Origin of the sequence: Stenotrophomonas maltophilia (assembly GCF_003970865.1) — a bacterium.
In the GTDB taxonomy this organism is placed as follows: Bacteria; Pseudomonadota; Gammaproteobacteria; order Xanthomonadales; family Xanthomonadaceae; genus Stenotrophomonas; species Stenotrophomonas maltophilia_AR.
On record NZ_RXLZ01000003.1, the window covers coordinates 1 to 19166 of the forward strand.

The following is a 19166-nucleotide window of genomic DNA, read 5'->3' on the forward strand; positions in this document are numbered from 1 at the left end:
GGCGGCGGAGAGGGTGAGATGTTAGCAGCGGCAGGGGGTGGCGGGGGGGCGCTGCAACTCCCGCCATGTACGCTGGTCCGCCGCAGCCAGGGGGCTCAAGCCCCCAGCCAACCCACCCTCCCGGCCACAGACAATTTCCTGCGCACCGCGGGAAGATCAAAAGAAAAATCAAAAGCAAAACGCGGTTCTTCAGGCATTCGTGTCGACCAAGGTCGACACCTACCAGAGCAGAACGCCGTTCCGACAGACCGCGGGAATCTGTCGAAGGCGGGGTGGGTCCGGTTGAGGGGGCGTGAGCCGCATGGATGCGGCGACCGAGCTTACATGGACGTACTTGCAGCGTCCCCCTCAACCGGACCCACCCCGCCACCCCACGGAATGCAGGCTTTTGCCGTTGACGTTGACGTTGATTGCAGCGGGTGCAGGGCTGCAAGCCCTGCCGGAACCCCACATCACTCAGCAGGCCTCAGCCACCGCAGCGCGCGGACGCCCCAGCCACGCCAGCAGCAACCCCGATGCCGCCAGCAGGCCACCGGCCACCGGAATCGCCGCGTAACCCAACCCCGAGCTGATCACCGCACCACCCAGCGCCGCACCCACCGCATTGCCCAGGTTGAACGCACCCACGTTGATCGACGACGCCAGGCCCGGCGCCTCGCTGGCCACCTGCATCACCCGGATCTGCAGCGGCGGCACGAGGGCGAAGGTCGCCGCACCGAACAGCAGTACACCGAGCGCCGCGGTGGCGTGACTCATGAAGGCCAGCGGCAGCATGAACATCAGCACGGCCAGGACCGCCAGCAGGATGCGGGTGGCACCATCGAGCGACCAGTCGGCCATGCGCCCGCCGATGCCGTTGCCGAAGGTGAAGCCGATACCGATCAGGGCGAGCGACATCGCGATGAAGGCGTTGGAGGCACCGGTCAGCTCGGTCAGCACCGGCGCCACGTAGGTGTAGAGGGTGAACATCGCGCCGGCGCCAAGCACGGTGGTGGCCATCGCCAGCAGCACCTGCGGCTGCAGGATCGCCTTCAGTTCGCGGCGCACGTCCGGGCGCGGCCCCGGTGCAGATGCCGGCAGCGCGAAGCCGAGCGCGGTGATCGCGACCAGGCCCAGCACCGCAGTACCGGCGAAGGACAGGCGCCAGCCCAGCTGCTGGCCCACCCAGGTGGCCAGCGGCACGCCACCGATATTGGCGATGGTCAGGCCCATGAACATGGTGGCCACGGCCGCGGCCTGCTTTTCCTTCGGTACCAGGCTGGCGGCGACCACCGCACCGATGCCGAAGAAGGCACCGTGATTGAGGCTGGTGACCAGGCGCGACAGCAACAGCAGGCCGTAGTTCGGGGCCAGTGCCGAGAGCAGGTTGCCGACCACGAAGATCGACATCAGCAGCATCAGCGCGGTGCGCTTGCCGAACCGTCCCATCAGCAGGGTCATCACCGGGGCACCCAGCATCACGCCCACGGCGTAGGCGGTGATCAGCATGCCGGCGGTGGGAATGCCCACGCCCACGCCGTCGGCGATGACCGGCAACAGGCCCATCGGCGCAAACTCGGTGGTTCCGATGGCGAAGGCGCCGACGGCAAGCGCCAGCAAGGCGGCTCTGGAATTCATGGGAGGGTTTCCTGGGGGCGGGAATCGGGAGTGCGTAGCCTGCGCGCTTTGCTGTAGCGGATTAAGCCTCGCCCCGGGAAAACACTGTTGATCCTGGTTCACAAGTGGAGGCCGGAACCCCGCCACAGGTGCAAAAACCGCAGCGCCGTAGCAGAGCCGGGCCCCCACAACGCAGAACCCCCGGCCAGGCCGGGGGTTCTGAGGGACTCACACGCCAGCGGCGCGCTTACCAGTCGCCGGCACCCGGCACGTGGTGTTCGCGTGCGCGGCGGCGCATCAGCAGGTTCAGCCACTCCACCAGCACCGAGAAGCCCATGGCGGCGTAGATGTAAGGCTTGGGAATGTGCACGTCCAGGCCATCCAGGATCAGCACCGCACCGATCAGCAGGATGAAGGCCAGGGCCAGCATCTTCACGGTCGGGTTGGCGTCGATGAAGCGGCCCAGCGGGTTGGCGGCCAGCAGCATCACCGCCACCGACAGCAGGATCGCGGCGACCATCACCGGCACGTGGTCAGCGATGCCGACCGCGGTGATCACCGAGTCCAGCGAGAACACAATGTCGATGACCGCGATCTGCGCGATCACGTAGCCGAACACGGCCGAGGTCTTGGTCGTGCTCGGATCTTCATCCTCGCCACCGGTGATCATTTCCCTGATCTCCATCCAACCCTTGATGATCAGGAACAGGCCACCAACGATCAGCACCAGGTCGCGGATGGAAATGCCCATGCCGGCCACGGTGAACAGGTTCGCCTGCATGTGCGCCAGGTACGCCAGCGATACCAGCAGGCCGATACGGGTGATACAGGCCACCGCGATGCCGAGCCGGCGCGCGAACGGGCGGCGGTGCTCTGGCAGCTTGCTGACGGCGATGGAGATGAACACCAGGTTGTCGATGCCGAGCACGATTTCCAGCGCGCTCAGCGTGAACAGGGTCAACCAGACATTCGGATCGGCAAGAAACTCAAGGGACATGGGAAGTCTTCAACAAGGGGGAATGGGGATCAGCCGTAATTGCCGGCCATTGCATGCGGGACCACGACCAGCGCCCAGCACAGAAGCACGTTCATCATCAGCACGAAGACCGCCGCCGAGCCCATGTCCTTGGCGCGGCCGGCCAGCTCGTGGATCTCGCTGCCGTAACGTTCGATCACCGCTTCGATGGCCGAGTTGGCCAGTTCCATCGCCAGCACCAGCAGCATCGAGCCGATCAGCAGCGCGCGCTCGACCGGGGTCTGGCCCAGCCAGATCGCGACCGGGGCCAGCAGGATCAGCAGGTAGACCTCCAGCCGGAACGAGGACTCATGCAGCCAGGCGGCGCGCAGGCCCTGCCAGGACCAGCGGGCGGCCTGGAAGATGCGGCGCGGGCCGCGGGGCAGATGGCCGAACTGATCAGCCACGGGTGGAACATCCAGCAACAGGGGCGCGGCGCAGCGACCGCTCAGACGCACGGCAGGGAATCATGGGTGCACAGGGATAGGCAGATGGCCGCCATTTTGCCACAAGGCCGCCAGCCGCATCCCGGCACCGGCCCGGTGAATGGACTGCCAGGGGCAAGCCCCGGCCCGCCCCAGCTTCTATGATGGCTTCCCCCTTCCCTGCTGGAGCGCCTGATGTCCCGTCGCCGTACCTGCCTGCTGATGCTGGGCCTGCTGACCGCCGCACCGCTTGCCCAGGCGCTGAGCCCGGCCAAGCCGCCGCGCGTGCCCGAGCAGGTCTCCAACGTGGCCTGGGCCGGCGACATGGCCCACTTCGCCAGCGCCGACCAGGCCAGCCCACCGCCACGGGGCGGCATCGAGTTCATCGGCAGCTCCTCGATCCGCATGTGGGAAGGCCTGGCAGCCGACTTCCCCGGCCAGCCGGTGTTCAACCGTGGCTTCGGCGGTTCGGAAGTGCGCGACAGCACCTGGTATGCCGACCGCATCGTGGTGCCGTATGCACCGTGCAAGGTGTTCTTCTACGCCGGTGACAACGACCTCAACAGCGGCCGCAGTGCCGTGCAGGTGCGCGACGATGTGGTTGCCTTCGTGCAGCGCGTGCATCGCGACCTGCCGAAGACCAGGGTCGAGTACCTGTCGATCAAGCCGAGCCCGTCGCGTGCGCATCTGCTGCCGGCGATCAACGAAGCCAATACGCTGATCAAGGCGGCGCTGGCCAAGCTGCCCAACACCGGTTTCACCGACGTCTACACACCGATGCTCGGCACCGATGGCCAGCCGGATGCGTCGCTGTTCCGCGAGGACATGCTGCACATGACCCCGGCCGGGTATGCGATCTGGACCAGGGCGCTGGCGCCGAAGGTCAACTGCAACTGAGCAACCCCATCCACGCATGGCGTGGACCTACTGCGGATCGCGGGAAACTGTCGAAGACGGGGCGGTAGATGCCAACCTTGGTTGGCATGGGGCACCGGCGTGAATCCTGTTGAAAGCGCCGACCAAGGTCGGTATCTACCGAGGCAGCAGGTGCCGCGTCAGCGGAAGATCACCGTGGCCTCGGTGCCCTGACCCGGCTCGCTGGCCAGGCTGACCTTCCAGCCGAAGCGATCGCACAGCCGGCGCACGATCGACAGGCCCAGGCCGGTGCCCTGCGGGCGGCTCGGCTCGGCGCGGTAGAACGGCTCGAAGGCCCGCGACAGCGCGTCGGCCGACATGCCGATACCGGTATCGCGCACCACCACCCGGTCGTTGTGCACATGCACGTCGATGCGCCCCTCATCGGTGTAGCTGCACGCGTTGCGCACCAGGTTGCTGACCACCACCTGCAGCACCCGCGGCGGCGCATGCAGCTGCACCGGGCCATCGCTGTGCAGGTGCACCGACACCGGGCGCGTACCCAGCAACTCGTTGGCGTTGTCCACTTCGTAGCGGACGATGTCATTGACGTCGAACAGCTCGACCTGGGGCTCGACGTCGGCCTCGCGGGCCAGGATCAGGAAGGCATCGATCACCGCCTCCATGTCACGGCCGGCACGCTGGATGCGCTGCAGGCTGCGGCGCAGGCGCGGCTCCAGGCTGTCATCGCCCAGTGCCATGTCGCTGGCGACGCGGATGACGGTCAGCGGCGTGCGCAGCTCATGGCTGGCATCACGGGTGAAATTGCGCTCGCGCGCCACATGCGCGCTGACCCGGTTGGCCAGCGAATGCAGTGCGGCCGCCAGCTGCCGGGTCTCGCCCTGCATGTCCGCCGGCAGCTTGTTCGGCTCCAGGTCGGCCGCCTCCGGGTGGCCCGGGTCCCAGCGTGAGACGCGCCGCGCCAGCCAGTTCACCGGCGACACCAGGCGCTTGGAAGCACGATAGGTGACCCAGCTGGCGCCATACACCGCCAGCAGGGTCAGCAGCACCGGCACGATGCCGAACCAGAACGCCAGCATCTCCGCGCGCGAACGCAGGAATACCAGATACAGGCGGCCGGCCGGGCGCACATCGACCAGCACCAGCTGGTCGTCCCCACGCAGTTCGTGGAAGCCCGGCTCCAGGTTGCGCAGGTTGGCCGGCAACGACAGGGCCGACTGCCCGCTTTCCAGCAGGTAGCCACGGATGTTCTGGGTGTTGGGTGGCGGCTGCACCGGCGAGGCCTCGTGCAGCGTCCAGAAGTACGCCGCCTCCTCGCGCAGGGCGGCGCCGACCAGGCTGTGCTTGATCACCAGCGAAACCAGCCACGCACCGAGCAGGATGCCCAGGCTGGCCAGCACTGCCTGCAGGATGAAAGCGATACGGATCTTGCGCGGCAGGCCGTGCGGCATTGCGGGGTCCCGGTCAGAGCGCTGCGATTATAGGCAGCGCACCGCGCCGTTGGGATGCACGGGCGATGACCGGCGGCACTGCCGGACGGTCATCCCCTGCCCTTGTGCCCGGCCGCAGCCCGGCCCGGCCTGCGGCTGCACCGGCGCGGGCCTGCTCAGGCCATCGGCTGGGCGATGTCGGCAATGCGGTAGCCGGCACTCTGCACGGTATGCAGCAGCGGACGGTCGAACGGCTTGTCGATGATCTTGCGCAGGTTGTACAGGTGGCTGCGCAGGGTGTCCGAATCCGGCAGGCCGTTGCCCCAGATCTCGCGTTCGATCTCCTGGCGGGTGACCACGCGCGGCGATTCGCGCATCAGGATGGTCAGCAGGCGCAGGCCGATCGGCGACAGCTGCAGCTCGGTACCGGCACGGGTGGCACGCATGCTGACCGGATCGAGCACCAGGTCGGCGACCTTCAGCACTTCCGAACCGACCTGGCGACGCTCGCGGCGGATCAGCGCGCGCAGGCGGGCTTCCAGCTCCTGGATCGCGAACGGCTTGGTCAGGTAGTCATCGGCGCCGAAACCGAGGCCGGTGAGCTTGTCGTCCAGCGTGTCGCGTGCCGTGAGCATCAGCACCGGGGTGGACTTGCGCGCATCGTTGCGCAGGCGACGGCACACTTCGATGCCATCCAGGCGCGGCAACATCAAGTCGAGCACCACGACGTCATAGCTGTTTTCCGCCGCAAGGCGGTAGCCATCCAGGCCGTCCTGTGCATAGTCGACTTCGAAGCCGCGACCTTCCAGGTACTCCCCGATCATCTCGGAGATGTTGCGGTTGTCTTCGACCACCAGCACCAAGCCGGAGGTCTCCTTCGTCTGACGCATGTGATTCCCTCTAACTTCAGCTTTGTGAAACATGCCGGATCGACGGTGGACGCGATGTGAAGTTCCGTCAAGAGGGATGTAAATCGTTCAGAGCAGGGGGCGCAGCAGCGGCCAGACGTTGTCCAGCACCTTCGGCTGCGCCTGTGCGGTCGGGTGCAGGCCGTCGGCCTGCATCATGCCCGGTTGCAGCGCCACACCCTCCAGCAGGAAGGGCAGCAGCGGCACCTTGTACTGCGTGGCCAGCGCCTTGTAGGCCGCCGCCAGGCGCTGGCGATAGGCTGGCCCGTAATTGGGCGGCACGTCGATGCCCAGCAGCAGCACCTTGGCACCTGCCTTCTGGCTGGCCTGCACCATCTTTTCCAGGTTGCCCTGCACCTGCGCCGGGGTCAGCCCGCGCAGTGCGTCATTGCCGCCGAGGGCAATCACCACCACGGTCGGGTTTTCCTTCGCCAGCAGGCCCGGCAGGCGGGTCAGCGCGCCGGCGGTGGTTTCCCCGCTCATGCTGGCGTTGACGATGCGCGCCGGGGTTTTCGACTGCTGCCTGACCCGCTGCTGCAGCAGGCTGACCCAGCCGGCGTCGGCGGGGATATTGTGGGCTGCACTGAGGCTGTCGCCGAGGACCAGCACGGTGCCGGCCGGACCTTTGGCACAGGCCAGCCCGGGCAGCAGCAGGAACCCTAGCAGCAGCACCATCATCACGCCGGCTCGCCGGCTCCATCCCGTCTTGCGCATTGGAGTCTCCTCATCGACAGCCTGTCCCCCCGCAGCGCGTCCGTTGCCATCGCCGTCGACCAGGTCGGCAAATCCGTGCAGGGCCCGGAGGGTGAAGTCCACATACTGGACAACATCACCCTGACCGTCCATGAAGGCACCAGCGCGGCCATCGTCGGCGCCTCCGGTTCCGGCAAGACCACCCTGCTCGGCCTGCTGGCCGGGCTGGACCTGCCCAGCCGCGGCCGCATCAGCCTGGCCGGGCACGACCTGGGAAACCTTGACGAGGAAGCACGGGCCCAGCTGCGCGCGCGTGAGGTCGGCTTCGTGTTCCAGAGCTTCCACCTGCTGCCGGCACTGACCGCCGCCGAGAACGTCGCACTGCCACTGGAGCTGGCCGGCCGCGAGGACCGCGCGCGCGTCGATGAGGTGCTGGCCCAGGTCGGCCTGGCCCATCGCGCCCGCCACTACCCGCGCCAGCTGTCCGGCGGCGAGCAGCAGCGCGTGGCGCTGGCACGTGCCTTCGTCACCCGCCCGCGCATCCTGTTCGCCGATGAACCGACCGGCTCGCTGGACCATGCCACCGGCCAGCACATCAGCGACCTGCTGTTCGAACTCAACGCCGGCAGCGGCACAACCCTGGTGCTGGTCACCCACGACCTGCGCCTGGCCCAGCGCTGCCAGTACATCCACCGCATCGACAACGGCCAGCTGCTGCCGGTCGAGCGCGGGGCGCAGGCATGAACCTGCTGCGGCACGCGTGGCGCGCGCTGCGCCGCGAGGCGCTGGCCGGCGACCTGCTGACCGTGTTCGCCGCACTGGTGCTGGGCGTGGCGGTGATGACCGCGGTCGGCACGCTGGTGAACCGGGTCAACCTGGCACTGACCGGCAGCGCGGCGGAAATGCTCGGTGGCGACCTCGGCATCGCCGGGCGCGATGACCCGCCGCAGGCGTTCGCCGACGAGGCGCAGCGGCGTGGACTGGCCTTCACCCGTATCGCCAGCTTCGGCAGCGTGCTGTTCAACGGTGATGCCAGCCAGATGGCCAGCATCAAGGCGGTGCAAGCGGGTTATCCGCTGCGTGGCACGCTGCGGGTGCGGGCCACACCCGGCGGCGCCCTGATCGCCGAGGCCGGCATGCCGCCCAAGGGCCAGGCCTATGCAGACCCGCGCCTGTTGCAGGGACTGGGGCTGAAGGCCGGCGATGACCTCGAATTCGGCGCCGGCACGCTGCGCATCGCCGGCATCATCGAGGCCGAGCCGGACGCCGGCGGCGACCTGCTGACCCTCTCCCCCACCCTGCTGGTCAACCGCGCCGATGTGGAGGGCACCGGCCTGCTCGGCCCCGGCAGCCGCATCAACTACCGGCTGATGTTCGCCGGAGCAGCCGACCAGATCGCCGCGCTGCGGCAATGGCTGCTGCCGCAGGTGAAGGGCCTTCGCCTGCTGAGCGTGGACGACACCCAGCGCGGCGTGCGCCAGGCCTTTGATCTTGCCGGGCGCTTCCTCGGCCTGAGCGCGCTGCTGGCGGTACTGCTGGCCGGTGTGGCCACGGCGCTGGCAGCCAACCGATTCGCGCTGCGCCGCATCGACCAGGTGGCGATCCTGCGCTGCCTAGGCGCGCGCCAGCGCGACATCCTGTCCGGTCTGGCACTGCAGCTGCTGATGCTGGCAGTGCCGGCCTGCGCACTCGGCATCGGCCTGGGCATGGCTGCGCAGGAAGGCCTGGTGCAGGTACTGGGCAGCCTGGTGCCGCAGCGCTTGCCGCTGCCCGAGGCAATGCCGGCGCTGACCGGCGCCGGCATCGGCCTGTTGCTGCTGTTCGGCTTCGGCCTGCCGCCGCTGCTGCGCCTGCGCGGGGTGCCGCCGATGCGCGTGCTCAACCGCTCCTTCGCCACCCTGCCACCGGCCTCACTGCTGGCCTATGTGGCGGCGCTGGCCGCCAGCCTGGTGCTGGCGGTGCAGGTCACCGGCGACCTCAAGCTCGCGTTGTGGGTGCTGGGCGGCCTGGGCGGGCTGGCGGTGGCGGCCGGCGTGGTCGGTTTCGTGCTGCTGCAGCTGCTGCGCGGCCTGCAGCACCGTCTGCACGGCCACTGGCGGCTGGGCCTGGCGGCGCTGACCCGGCGCCGGATGCTGGCGGTGATGCAGCTGGTCGGGCTGTCATTGTCGCTGTGCGCGCTGCTGTTGCTGGCGGTGACCGGTCCGGGCCTGCTGCAGCAATGGCGCGAGCGTCTGCCCGCGGATACGCCGAACTACTTCCTGATCAACATCCAGCCCGAACAGCGCGACAGCGTGCTGGCCGCACTGCGCGGGTTGGGCGCCAACGACGCCAGCATCGAACCGATGGCCACCGGCCGCCTGATCGCGATCAACGGCAAGCCGCCGTTGCGCGTGGATCGCTCGCCGGACCAGAGCGGGCAGCCGGCGTCAGGCGAAGCCCAGCGCGATGACGACGACGAGAACCGGCCGTTGAACTTCAGCTGGCGCAGCAGCTTCCCGCCGGCCAACACGCTGATGAACGGCACCTTCTGGACGCCCGACAGCACGGCGGCGGAGGCGTCGGTTGAAATCGGCTGGGCCAAGCGCTACGGCGTGTATCCGGGCGACCGCATCACCATTGCAGTCGGCGAGCAGGAGCGCGAGTTCACCGTCACCAGTGTGCGCAAGGCCGACTGGAACACCTTCCGGCCGAACTTCTTCGTGCTGCTGAACCCGAATGCGGTGGGCGACACCCCGCACAACCTGCTGTCGGCGTTCCATCTGCCGGCCGGCAAGGCGGCCGGGCTGGGCGGGCTGGTACGCGCGCAGCCCAACCTGTCGCTGCTGGACGTGGACGCGGTGATCTCGCAGGTGCGCGATGTGATGGAACGGGTGGCACAGGCGGTGCAGCTGGTGATGGTGTTCAGCCTGCTGGCTGGCGTACTGGTGCTGCTGGCCGCGCTGCAGGCCACGGCGGGTGAGCGTCGCTACGACAGCGCGGTGCTGCGCACGCTGGGCGCAACCCGGCGCCAACTGCGCGGCGCGGTGCTGGTGGAATTCGGCGCGCTGGGCACGCTGGCGGCGATGCTGGCGGTAGGCGCGGCAGCTGCAATCGGCGTGGCGGTCTCGCAGAAGGTGTTCGAGCTGCCGTTGCTGCCGCCGTGGCCGGGCCTGCTGATCGGCGGCGTGGTCGGCATCGGGTTGAGCCTGCTGGCGGGCTGGTGGGGTACGCGGGCGATCCTGCATACCCCGCCGGCACTGGCCCTGCGCGAAGCCTGACGCGCTCGTGACACGCTGCGGGTGGGGCCGGCTGTATGCTGCGCGCCCCACCCGATGAGATCGCCCGGATGCCCGGCACGTCGTTCGCTGCTTACCTGTACCCGGTGTTGTTGCTGCTCGGCAGCAACATCTTCATGACCTTCGCCTGGTACGGCCACCTGAAGTACAAGAGCGCGCCGTTGATGATGGTGATCCTGGTCAGCTGGGGCATCGCCTTCTTCGAATACTGCCTGCAGGTGCCGGGCAACCGGCTGGGCAGCGCGGTGTATTCGGCGCCGCAGCTGAAGGGCATGCAGGAAGTGATCACGCTGTTGGTATTTGCGGTGTTTTCCGCGTTCTACCTGGGCCAGCCGCTGAAGTGGAACCACTACGCCGCGTTCGGGTTGATCGTGGTGGCAGAATTTCTGATGTTCAAGGAGTAGAAATGAAACATGGATTCTGTTTGCGCATCCTTCTCGTCGGCGTCCTGCTGCTCGCCGCGTTGCCACCCGCAGGCGCCCGCACCGCGGCTGGCCACGTCCCGGATCCGGTGCAGGCCTTCATACTGGAAACGGTGCTGGCCGACGAGGCGCAAGCCTTCCACGAGGGCCACCCGACCTATCTGGTTCCGGCCAGCGTGTCACGCACGCGCACCGATGCCGAGGTGATGGCCGACCTGCGCGCGGAGTTCAACCGGTTCTACCAGGGTCAACCGAAGCCAAGAAAGGAAGTGGCGCACATGGCGATCCTGGTCTCGCAGACTGCGCTGCTGCTGCCGGACCGGAGCGCCTGCAGTACGGATCGAGTGCGTTGCCACGAAGCTGTCATGGGCGTCCGCACCCGCGATGACGAGGCGAGCCTGCAGGCCACCCTCCGTACCTTCCAGGATGCGGGTCTGGACCTGACCACCCTGGGTGGGCCAGCGTCCTGAGTGCAGTGCACCCACGCATGGCGTGCGCGATCAACGCAGAGAGCGTGCCGAGCAAGCTCGGCACCTACCAAGAGCACATGGACGGCCCGGCAGAGCCACGCCATGAGTGGATGCGGTTGTGGAGTCGAGCACAGCTCGACTCCACACGCGGCCTCAGTTCGGCGCCTTTTCCACGTACTTGGCGAACACTTCGTCGATCTGCTTGTCCTTCACTTTCTTGCCGGACTGGATCTCTTCGGCCTGGGTGAACAGCGGAATGATCATCGCCATGCCGTCGATCTTGGTCTTCAGGTGCACGCCCGGGGCCTGGCCGAGGAAACCGTCCCAGCGCTGGCGCACCTTGGCCCAGTAACCGGCAGTAGCCTTCCAGTAATTGCGCGCCGGGGTGAAGTCGACCTCGGTGGTCTTCACGTAGTCGTTGAAGCCGAACTCGCGTGCGATCTCCACCTGGCTGCCATCGGCATTGCGCTGCACCTTGGTGTTGAACTGTTCGTGGGTCCAACCGTTCGGGGTCAGCGTATGGCGGTTGATCACAGCCAGCGCGTTGTAGTCGCTGCGCTTGGTGTACTCACGGCGCGGCAGCGGGCGCCAGCTCAGATCGCTGGTCCAGCTCGGCACGTTGTTGGTGTAGGTCCAGGTGCCGGTGCCGCAGTAGCGCGGTGCGTCGCTCACTTCGTACACGCACTGGGTCCAGGCGCCCTGGTTCACCGTCGCCGGAATGCTGCGTACGTTCCAGGTCTGGTCGGCACTGAACTCGAAACGGTTGGGTGCTTCGTACACCCAGTCCTGCCGCCAGTGCTTGGTGATGTGGCCGCTCTTTTCATCCAGCAGCAGGTGCTGCAGCACGATGCGCTTCGGGGTGTCCTCGACCACGATGACCACTTCGCTGCCGCCGCTGCGCATCGCCGATGCACGCTCGTAGCCCGGCTTCAGCAGCACGGTCTCGTCGAAGGCGAAGTCCACGGTGTACTCACCCTGCATGGCGAGGATGCTGTCGTGGTCGCGGGCGATATCGGAGGGCTGCGCGCTGGCCACGCCGCTGGCGGCGAGCAGCAGCATGGCGCTGGCTGTCTGGAGCTTCATCGGGGTCTTCCTTCGGGGTTGCAGATTCATTGAGGGGCCATCCGTGGCCAACGGGCGTTCCATCAGGAGAGGGTCACAGGCGGATCAGCGGCAGGTCGCCGGGGATCCGCGGCGCCGGGCGCCGGGCGGCGTCGGCACAGCAGCAGTCGTCGATCGCCAGCTCGCCTTCGGCACCTTCCAGGCGTGCGATGCGGCGCGCGGTGGCCGCGCCCAGCGAGGACAGGGTCGACAGGCTGGCAGCCAGGGTGCGGCCGTCGTCGGCGGCGTGCAGGCGCAGCGCGCACAGGCGCCAGCGCTGGCCGCCGAGATGGCCGGCCAGGCGCCGCCACAGGCGTTCGCCAACGCTCGCTTCGCTGTCATGTTCCGGTCCTGGCGGCAGCGCCGCGACCAGACGGTCCCAGGCCAGGAAATCGCTGTCGGGCAGCAGGTACAGACGCCACACACAGCGGCCGCGGCCATCGAGGAAGCACAGGCTTTCGCGCAGGCCCTCGCTGTCCACGCCCTGGCAGGCGTGTACGCGTACGGCCTGGCGCCAGCCGCCCAGCTCGTTGCCGTCGGCGTGGTACAGGCACAACACGGTGCCGAGCGTGGCCAGCTGTGCCGGGGTCGGCCAGGCCGCGCTGTGCGGCGCGGCGATGGAGTCATTCCTGCGTGCGGACAGTGCTCGGCTCATGAGGTCACCAGGAAACGGCAAGGCTGGCGGAGAAGGTGCGGCCCGGGCTGCTGAAACGATCGCTCAGTGCGCGATTGGTGATCAGGCTCGGGGTGATCGACGACCATTCGATGTAGCGCTTGTCGGCCAGGTTGAACACGCCGACATTGAAGGTGGCACCCGGCGCGAAGTTCCAGTGCGCCATCAGGTCCAGCACGCCGTAGCCGGCCGGCTGGTAGACGAACGGCGCCGGTGCGTTCGGATTGGTCTGCGCAGCAGGCGGCGGCAGGCGCTTCTTGCGCTGCACGAAGGTACCGGCCAGTTCGACGCCCCAGGTATCGGTGTCGTACATCAGGCCCAGCGTGCCACGCAACGGATCGACCGAGGCCAGCGGTTCGTCATCGGTCCGGTTGTCACCACGCGACCATGCCAACGCACTGCGCAGCGCCCAGCCCTTCAGCGCCGGGCTGAGTTCGCCGAACTCGATGCCGGCCTTCATTTCCGCGCCATAGATGCGCGCGTCGGCGATGTTCTGCGACTGGAACACGGTCAAACCCTGTGCGTTGCGACCGGTATCGACGTTGGACTGGATGAAATCCTTGTAGTCGTTGTAGTAGCCGCTGACGCTGACGTACGCCGCCGGGGCGATGAAGCGCAGGCCCAGTTCGTAGCCGTCGCTGGTTTCCGGCTTCAGGTCCGGATTGGCGATGGCGGTATAGCGGAAGGCGACGTTGGTCAGGCCGATGTTGACGTCGTTGTACGGCGGCGAACGGAAGCCACGCGCATAACCGGCGAACAGCGACCATTCGTCGGTGAAGCGCCAGACCATGCCCAGCTTCGGCGACACGCTGGTCTTCTTCAGCTGCGCCACAGCCGTGGTCGGATTGTCTTCGGCGAAGATGCTGTCCACTTCCGGCTTCAGCTCGTAGCGGTCCACGCGCACGCCCGGCACCAGCGACAGCCTGCCATCGGCAAAGCGCATCTCATCCTGTGCATACAGGCCCAGCTCGGTGGTCTTGCTGATCGGGAAGTCACGCACCGGGAAGGTGTCCGGCAGCACCGTGTTGCTGACCACGCCAGCCTTGCTGACCTGATAGCCGTCGCGCTTCTGGCGGATCTCGGTACGGGTGCCTTCGAAACCGTAGGTCAATGCGTGCTCGACGCTGCCGGTGGTGAACGCCTTGTTGAACTGCGCTTGCAGGCCATAGGCATGCTGGTCGAAGGAGAACACGCGGTGGCGGCGGGTGCCGTCGGTGCGGGTTTCGTCGGTCTGCTGCCGGGTTTCGCTGTTCTGCGCGTACACCTGCCAATGCAGGCTGTCGGCGAACGGCTGGTCCAGCGCATCCATCTCGTGGGCGAAGGACACGCGGTTGCGCTTCTGGGTGTCGTGAGACTTCATGCCAGTGGCCGCTGCCATCGCGCCGGGGCGCGGTGCAACGCTGGCGATCGCCGACAGCACATTGGTATCGGTGGTGTCTTCGTTGCCTTCCACGGTCAAGCGGAAGCGCTGGTCCTCGCTGGGTGCATAGACCAGCTTGCTGAGCAGGCTGCGGCCGTCGCGATCCTGCGGATTGGACGCGGTGCGGGTGTCGTTGTCGCTGCGAACCGTGCCCTTGTTGTCCGTTTCCTGGCCCTGGTGGTGGTTGACGTTGACCAGGCCGCTCCAGTGGTCGCCACCGAAGGCGGCCGTGGCACCGCCGAGCAGGCCCTTCCACTCACCGTCGTAGCCGAACTTCAGGCCGAAGTAGCTGTTCTTGCCGTCCTTGAGGTAGTCGGCCGGGTCCTTGGTCACGAACGCGACCACGCCACCGAGTGCATCGGAGCCGTACAGCGAGCTGGCCGGGCCACGCACGATCTCGACGCGCTTGAGCGTATCGAGATCGGTGAAGTTGCGGTTGGAACTGGCGAACGAACCGATGTCGAACCGGGTCGGCATGACGATGCCGTCGGTCTGGATGCGCACGCGGTTGCCGTCCAGGCCACGGATGCGGAAACCATCCAGGCCGAAGCGGGTCGCGCTGCGGGTGACCGACAGGCCCGGCTCGTAGCGCACCAGATCCTTGATGTCCTGCACCAGGTGCCGGTCCATCTGCTCACGGTCGATGACATCCACGGTGGCCGCCACGTCGCTCACGGCCCGCTCGGTGCGGGTGGCGATGACCTGCACCCGATCGAATTCGCGCGCATCGGGGGCAGCAGTGGCAGCAGCGTGGGCGGACAGCGGCAGCGCCATCCAGACAGCAAGGCAAAGGGCGGTATGGCGGGTCATCGGGTTCGTTCGGTCAGGCAGGGGAACCCCCGGTTACCGGCACACCCGGAAGGTGCACGCGGTAGACCGAGGGGGAGAGAGCGGGAGCGGACGGGCCGCCCACCCTGTCGGCGCTGCCGGCAGGAGGGAGGGAGGCGGGCGACCAGACCGCGATTACTTGGTCAGGATCAGCTTGTCGTTGCTGGTGTGCCGCAGGCGATAGAAGCGGTCGCCGTGCTGGATCAGGATTTCACGACGGCCCTTGAGCAGGGCTTCGCTGTCGATGACCTCTTCCGGCGGAACGACGCGGACCGGTCGATCGCGGAGGGTCAGCGTTTCGGGGCGCAGCAGTACAGGTTGAGCATTCATGAGCATCTGGACTCGTGCGAGGGACGAGTTAAATGATAATGATTCTCAGTTAACAATCAACAACCATTCTCAATTTCATTGATGAGATTAATGATCGAATTCACAAATTCGATAGATCTCATCAATCAATTAAGGGCAAACCCGCTTCTGTAGAGTCGAGCCGTGCTCGACTGCTCTTCGAACGCAGCCAGGTGAAACCCGCGCTGCGCGCGGAGTCGAGCGTGGCTCGACTCTACAAAGGGCTGTCAGGCGAAGACGGCTTCGACCTGGGCCCAGCCGGCCGCGTCGACCTGCTCCAGTACGTCCAGTGCCTGCAGGTTCTGCAGCAGCTGGCTGACCCGGCTGGCGCCGAGGATCACGCTGGAGACGTTCGGGTTGCGCAGGCACCAGGCGATGGCCAGCGTGGCCGGGGCGTGGCCCAGCGCGCGTGCCACCTCGCTGAAGCGCCTCACCTGGCCCAGGCGGGCCCCGGCGTCAGCACCCAGCACCAGGTCCTGCAACCACTCCATGCCTTCCCGCCCCAGCCGTGCATCGGCCGGGATGCCCTGGTCGTACTTGCCGGTGAGCAGGCCCGAGGCCAGCGGCGAGAAGATGGTGGTGCCCAGGCCGGCACCGGCATACAGCGGCGCGTATTCGACCTCGACCCGCTCGCGGTGCAGCAGGTTGTACTGCGGCTGCTCCATCGACGGGCCCTGCAGGTTGTGCGCCTCGGCGATGTCCAGCGCCTGCTGGATCTGCGCCGCCGACCACTCCGAGGTGCCCCAGTAGAGGATCTTGCCCTGCCGCACCAGGGTGTCCATCGCGTGCACGGTCTCGGCGATCGGCGCGTCCGGATCCGGGCGGTGGCAGTAATAAAGGTCCAGGTAGTCCACCCGCAGGCGCTTGAGTGCGGCGTGGCAGGCGTCGGTCACGTGCTTGCGCGACAGCCCGCGCTGGGTCGGCCGCGGGTCCTTGGCGCTGCCGAAGAACACCTTGCTGGACACGCAGAAACCGTCGCGCGGCAGGCGCAGGTCGGTGATCACGTCACCCATGACCTGTTCGGCACGGCCGTTGGCATAGCCCTCGGCGTTGTCGAAGAAGTTGACGCCATGATCCCAGGCGGCGGCCACCAGGTTGCGGGCCTCATCGCGCGGGACCTGGTCGCCGAAGGTCACCCAGGCGCCGAAGGACAAGGCGGAAATCGGCAGGCCGGTGGAGCCCAGGCGACGGTATTGCATGCGAATCTCCTGCTGCGGGCCCGCATCCGGGCCGGGATCGACCCCCATTCTACCTGCCGCCGCCAGCCGCAAGCCCTTGCCGTTGCTGGCCTGATCGGCACCGATGCCCGCGCGCACGCTGCTTTTTCTTGCCCCGGCCCCTGCCCTGCACTAGGCTTCCCGTTTTTCGCGACGCCCCAGGGGAGTCACTCACATGGTCGAAGGTTTGGGCAGGATCGGCTTCGGCCTGTTCGGGTTGGCGGTGCTGATCGGCATCACCTGGTTGTTTTCCAATAACAAGCGCGCGGTTGACTGGAAGCTGGTTGCCACCGGTATCACCCTGCAGATCGCCTTCGCGGCGCTGGTGATCCTGGTGCCGGGCGGGCGCGACGTGTTCGACGCGCTGGGCAAGGGCTTCGTCAAGATCCTCAGCTACGTCAACGAGGGCTCGGGCTTCATCTTCGGCTCGTTGATGGACACCAAGAATTACGGCTTCATCTTCGCCTTCCAGGTGTTGCCGACCATCATCTTCTTCTCTGCGCTGATGGGGGTGATGTACCACCTCAACATCATGCAGGGCATCGTGCGCGTGATGGCCTGGTCCATCACCAAGGTGATGCGCGTGTCGGGTGCGGAAACCACCAGCGTCTGCGCCAGCGTCTTCATCGGCCAGACCGAGGCGCCGCTGACCGTGCGCCCGTACATCGCCAAGATGACCCAGTCCGAGCTGCTGACCATGATGATCGGCGGCATGGCGCACATCGCCGGCGGCGTGCTGGCGGCCTACGTGGGCATGCTTGGCGGCGGTGATCCGGCGCAGCAGGCCTTCTACGCCAAGCACCTGCTGGCAGCCAGCATCATGGCGGCCCCGGCCACCCTGGTCGTGGCCAAGCTGCTGATCCCGGAAACCGGCACCCCGCTGACCCGCGGCACGGTGAAGATGGAAGTCGAAAAGACCTCCAGCAACATCATCGACGCGGCCGCTGCCGGCGCCGGTGACGGCCTGAAGCTGGCGCTGAACATCGGCGCGATGCTGCTGGCCTTCATCGCCCTGATCGCGCTGCTGAACGCACCGCTGACCTGGATCGGCGATGTGACCGGCCTGGCCGCTGCCATCGGCAAGCCGACCAACCTGTCGACCATCTTCGGCTACGTGCTGGCCCCGATCGCCTGGGTGATCGGTACGCCGTGGGCCGATGCCACCACCGTCGGCTCGCTGATCGGCCAGAAGGTCGTGATCAACGAGTTCGTGGCCTACACCGAGCTGTCGCAGATCGTGAACGGCCAGATCGCCGGCGTGAGCCTGTCCGAGGAAGGTCGCCTGATCGCTACCTACGCGCTGTGCGGCTTCGCCAACTTCAGCTCGATCGCGATCCAGATCGGCGGCATCGGTGGCCTGGCCCCGGAACGTCGCCACGACCTGGCCAAGTTCGGCCTGCGCGCCGTGCTGGGCGGTACCATTGCCACCTTCATGACGGCGACCATCGCCGGCGTGCTGACGCACTTCAGTTGAACCCTTGGTTGAGAAAAGATTCCCTATGAGCAGCAGTGTCGTTGTCGTCGGTTCCTTCAATGTCGATCACGTGTGGCGGTGCGAGTCGCTGCCGGCACCGGGTGCGACCATTGCCGGCCGTTACAGCACCGGCCCCGGTGGCAAGGGCTTCAACCAGGCCGTGGCGGCCTGCCGCGCCGGTGCGGACACCCACTTCGTGTGTGCGCTGGGCGACGACGCCGGTGGCACCACCGCCCGTGAGCTGGCCGCGCAGGATGGTTTCGCGCTGATCGCCGAGGCCAGCAGCGAGCCGACCGGAACCGCCGGCATCTATGTCGATGCCCGTGGCCGCAACACCATCGTGATCGGCCCGGGGGCCAACGCCGCGCTGAGCACCGACTTCCTGCAACAGCAGCAGGCCCTGCTGACCGGCGCCAAGGTGGTGCTGGTGCAGCTGGAATCGCCGGTGCAGACCATTGAAGCGGCGCTGGCCACGGCCCGCGAGGCCGGCGTCACCACCGTGCTCAACACCGCACCGGCCGACGCCCCCTCGACCATCGGCCTGCTCAAGCTGGCCGATGTGATCACCCCGAACGAGACCGAGTTCGCCGCCCTGCTCGGCCGCCATGTCGGTGAGCGCGTGGATGCCAACGACGTCGCTGCGCTGGATGGCGCCAGCCTGCACGCGCTGTGCCGCAAGCTGGTCGGCAACGGCACGGTGGTGGTCACGCTGGGTTCGGTGGGCGTGTTCGTGTCGCATGCCGACGAGAACCTGCGCGGCGATACCCAGGCGTACTACCGCGTGGGTGCCGAACAGGTGCAGGCGATCGACACCACCGGTGCCGGTGACGCCTTCAACGGTGCGCTGGCCGCGTCGCTGGCGCAGGTGGCCGACGCCCCGTTCGCCCGCCACGTGCGCTTCGCCAACCAGTTCGCCGGTCGTTCGACCGAGAAGGAAGGCGCTGCAGCGGCGATGCCGCGCTTCACCCCGGCCGACGCCGAAGCAAAGTAATTCC

Annotated in this window: 18 protein-coding genes; 7 read left to right on the plus strand and 11 right to left on the minus strand. The window is 67.3% G+C overall.

Annotated features, from left to right (window positions below):
• Positions 1-456: 456 nt before the first annotated feature.
• From EKL94_RS01320 to EKL94_RS01330, 3 genes are all read right to left on the minus strand, one after another.
• Entirely contained in the window at positions 457-1617 is a 1161-nt protein-coding gene (locus tag EKL94_RS01320; protein WP_126927677.1) for an MFS transporter, read from the minus strand.
• Between the two features lie 226 nt (positions 1618-1843).
• Entirely contained in the window at positions 1844-2593 is a 750-nt protein-coding gene (locus EKL94_RS01325) for a TerC family protein (RefSeq protein WP_126927678.1), read from the minus strand.
• A 29-nt stretch (positions 2594-2622) separates the two neighbouring features.
• Positions 2623-3018, minus strand: coding sequence for a diacylglycerol kinase (locus tag EKL94_RS01330; protein ID WP_099529847.1), 396 nt, complete (start codon positions 3016-3018; stop codon positions 2623-2625).
• Between the two features lie 213 nt (positions 3019-3231).
• Between EKL94_RS01330 and EKL94_RS01335 the strand changes: the two genes are divergently transcribed.
• Positions 3232-3933: an SGNH/GDSL hydrolase family protein gene (locus EKL94_RS01335; protein WP_126927679.1), complete on the plus strand. Its 702-nt coding sequence runs from the start codon at positions 3232-3234 to the stop codon at positions 3931-3933.
• Between the two features lie 158 nt (positions 3934-4091).
• Here the strand turns inward: EKL94_RS01335 and EKL94_RS01340 are convergent, their stop codons facing one another.
• The 3 genes from EKL94_RS01340 to EKL94_RS01350 form a co-directional block, all read right to left on the minus strand.
• Positions 4092-5363: a sensor histidine kinase gene (locus EKL94_RS01340; protein ID WP_126927680.1), complete on the minus strand. Its 1272-nt coding sequence runs from the start codon at positions 5361-5363 to the stop codon at positions 4092-4094.
• A gap of 155 nt (positions 5364-5518) precedes the next feature.
• Complete coding sequence (locus tag EKL94_RS01345; protein ID WP_002811889.1) at positions 5519-6232, minus strand: response regulator transcription factor; 714 nt, start codon at positions 6230-6232, stop codon at positions 5519-5521.
• An 87-nt stretch (positions 6233-6319) separates the two neighbouring features.
• Positions 6320-6964: an arylesterase gene (locus EKL94_RS01350; RefSeq protein WP_004144386.1), complete on the minus strand. Its 645-nt coding sequence runs from the start codon at positions 6962-6964 to the stop codon at positions 6320-6322.
• Positions 6965-7039: 75 nt separating this feature from the next.
• Between EKL94_RS01350 and EKL94_RS01355 the strand changes: the two genes are divergently transcribed.
• The 4 genes from EKL94_RS01355 (at position 7040) to EKL94_RS01370 (ending at position 11110) form a co-directional block, all read left to right on the plus strand.
• Positions 7040-7687: an ABC transporter ATP-binding protein gene (locus EKL94_RS01355; protein WP_126927681.1), complete on the plus strand. Its 648-nt coding sequence runs from the start codon at positions 7040-7042 to the stop codon at positions 7685-7687.
• Positions 7684-10200, plus strand: coding sequence for an ABC transporter permease (locus tag EKL94_RS01360; RefSeq protein WP_126927682.1), 2517 nt, complete (start codon positions 7684-7686; stop codon positions 10198-10200). Before EKL94_RS01355 ends, EKL94_RS01360 begins: the two co-directional genes overlap by 4 nt.
• Before the next feature lie 68 nt (positions 10201-10268).
• Complete coding sequence (locus EKL94_RS01365; RefSeq protein WP_126927757.1) at positions 10269-10622, plus strand: DMT family protein; 354 nt, start codon at positions 10269-10271, stop codon at positions 10620-10622.
• A gap of 20 nt (positions 10623-10642) precedes the next feature.
• Entirely contained in the window at positions 10643-11110 is a 468-nt protein-coding gene (locus EKL94_RS01370; RefSeq protein ID WP_260473350.1) for a hypothetical protein, read from the plus strand.
• A gap of 153 nt (positions 11111-11263) precedes the next feature.
• Here EKL94_RS01370 and EKL94_RS01375 read toward each other — a convergent pair whose 3' ends face one another.
• From EKL94_RS01375 to EKL94_RS01395, 5 genes are all read right to left on the minus strand, one after another.
• Positions 11264-12193 carry a DUF6607 family protein gene (locus tag EKL94_RS01375; protein ID WP_126927684.1) on the minus strand — a complete coding sequence of 310 codons (930 nt, stop codon included), beginning with the start codon at positions 12191-12193 and terminating at the stop codon, positions 11264-11266.
• 73 nt (positions 12194-12266) lie between these two features.
• Positions 12267-12866, minus strand: coding sequence for a ChuX/HutX family heme-like substrate-binding protein (locus EKL94_RS01380; RefSeq protein WP_099553672.1), 600 nt, complete (start codon positions 12864-12866; stop codon positions 12267-12269).
• A 4-nt stretch (positions 12867-12870) separates the two neighbouring features.
• Complete coding sequence (locus EKL94_RS01385; RefSeq protein WP_369333396.1) at positions 12871-15114, minus strand: TonB-dependent hemoglobin/transferrin/lactoferrin family receptor; 2244 nt, start codon at positions 15112-15114, stop codon at positions 12871-12873.
• 153 nt (positions 15115-15267) lie between these two features.
• Positions 15268-15462, minus strand: coding sequence for a hemin uptake protein HemP (hemP, locus tag EKL94_RS01390; protein ID WP_005412278.1), 195 nt, complete (start codon positions 15460-15462; stop codon positions 15268-15270).
• A 245-nt stretch (positions 15463-15707) separates the two neighbouring features.
• On the minus strand, positions 15708-16679 hold the full coding sequence (locus EKL94_RS01395) for an aldo/keto reductase (protein WP_126927685.1): 972 nt from the start codon (positions 16677-16679) through the stop codon (positions 15708-15710).
• Between the two features lie 193 nt (positions 16680-16872).
• On the opposite strand from EKL94_RS01395, the gene EKL94_RS01400 reads away from it, so the two are divergent.
• Together EKL94_RS01400 and EKL94_RS01405 are read left to right on the plus strand one after the other, a co-directional pair.
• The gene (locus tag EKL94_RS01400) at positions 16873-18171 is read left to right on the plus strand and encodes a NupC/NupG family nucleoside CNT transporter (protein ID WP_032129935.1); all 1299 of its coding nucleotides are present in this window, start codon (positions 16873-16875) and stop codon (positions 18169-18171) included.
• Between the two features lie 25 nt (positions 18172-18196).
• On the plus strand, positions 18197-19162 hold the full coding sequence (locus tag EKL94_RS01405) for a ribokinase (protein ID WP_126927686.1): 966 nt from the start codon (positions 18197-18199) through the stop codon (positions 19160-19162).
• Positions 19163-19166 lie beyond the last annotated feature (4 nt).

What these genes read in the sequence shown, in the direction of transcription:
- EKL94_RS01375 (WP_126927684.1), bottom strand. Translation starts at nt 12,193, where the DNA reads ATGAAGCTCCAGACAGCCAGCGCCATGCTGCTGCTCGCCGCCAGCGGC.
- EKL94_RS01320 (WP_126927677.1), bottom strand. Translation starts at nt 1,617, where the DNA reads ATGAATTCCAGAGCCGCCTTGCTGGCGCTTGCCGTCGGCGCCTTCGCC.
- EKL94_RS01395 (WP_126927685.1), bottom strand. Translation starts at nt 16,679, where the DNA reads ATGCAATACCGTCGCCTGGGCTCCACCGGCCTGCCGATTTCCGCCTTG.
- EKL94_RS01405 (WP_126927686.1), top strand. Translation starts at nt 18,197, where the DNA reads ATGAGCAGCAGTGTCGTTGTCGTCGGTTCCTTCAATGTCGATCACGTG.
- EKL94_RS01380 (WP_099553672.1), bottom strand. Translation starts at nt 12,866, where the DNA reads ATGAGCCGAGCACTGTCCGCACGCAGGAATGACTCCATCGCCGCGCCG.
- EKL94_RS01325 (WP_126927678.1), bottom strand. Translation starts at nt 2,593, where the DNA reads ATGTCCCTTGAGTTTCTTGCCGATCCGAATGTCTGGTTGACCCTGTTC.
- EKL94_RS01350 (WP_004144386.1), bottom strand. Translation starts at nt 6,964, where the DNA reads ATGCGCAAGACGGGATGGAGCCGGCGAGCCGGCGTGATGATGGTGCTG.
- EKL94_RS01365 (WP_126927757.1), top strand. Translation starts at nt 10,269, where the DNA reads ATGCCCGGCACGTCGTTCGCTGCTTACCTGTACCCGGTGTTGTTGCTG.
- EKL94_RS01340 (WP_126927680.1), bottom strand. Translation starts at nt 5,363, where the DNA reads ATGCCGCACGGCCTGCCGCGCAAGATCCGTATCGCTTTCATCCTGCAG.
- EKL94_RS01345 (WP_002811889.1), bottom strand. Translation starts at nt 6,232, where the DNA reads ATGCGTCAGACGAAGGAGACCTCCGGCTTGGTGCTGGTGGTCGAAGAC.
- EKL94_RS01385 (WP_369333396.1), bottom strand. Translation starts at nt 15,114, where the DNA reads ATGACCCGCCATACCGCCCTTTGCCTTGCTGTCTGGATGGCGCTGCCG.
- EKL94_RS01360 (WP_126927682.1), top strand. Translation starts at nt 7,684, where the DNA reads ATGAACCTGCTGCGGCACGCGTGGCGCGCGCTGCGCCGCGAGGCGCTG.
- hemP (WP_005412278.1), bottom strand. Translation starts at nt 15,462, where the DNA reads ATGAATGCTCAACCTGTACTGCTGCGCCCCGAAACGCTGACCCTCCGC.
- EKL94_RS01335 (WP_126927679.1), top strand. Translation starts at nt 3,232, where the DNA reads ATGTCCCGTCGCCGTACCTGCCTGCTGATGCTGGGCCTGCTGACCGCC.
- EKL94_RS01400 (WP_032129935.1), top strand. Translation starts at nt 16,873, where the DNA reads ATGGTCGAAGGTTTGGGCAGGATCGGCTTCGGCCTGTTCGGGTTGGCG.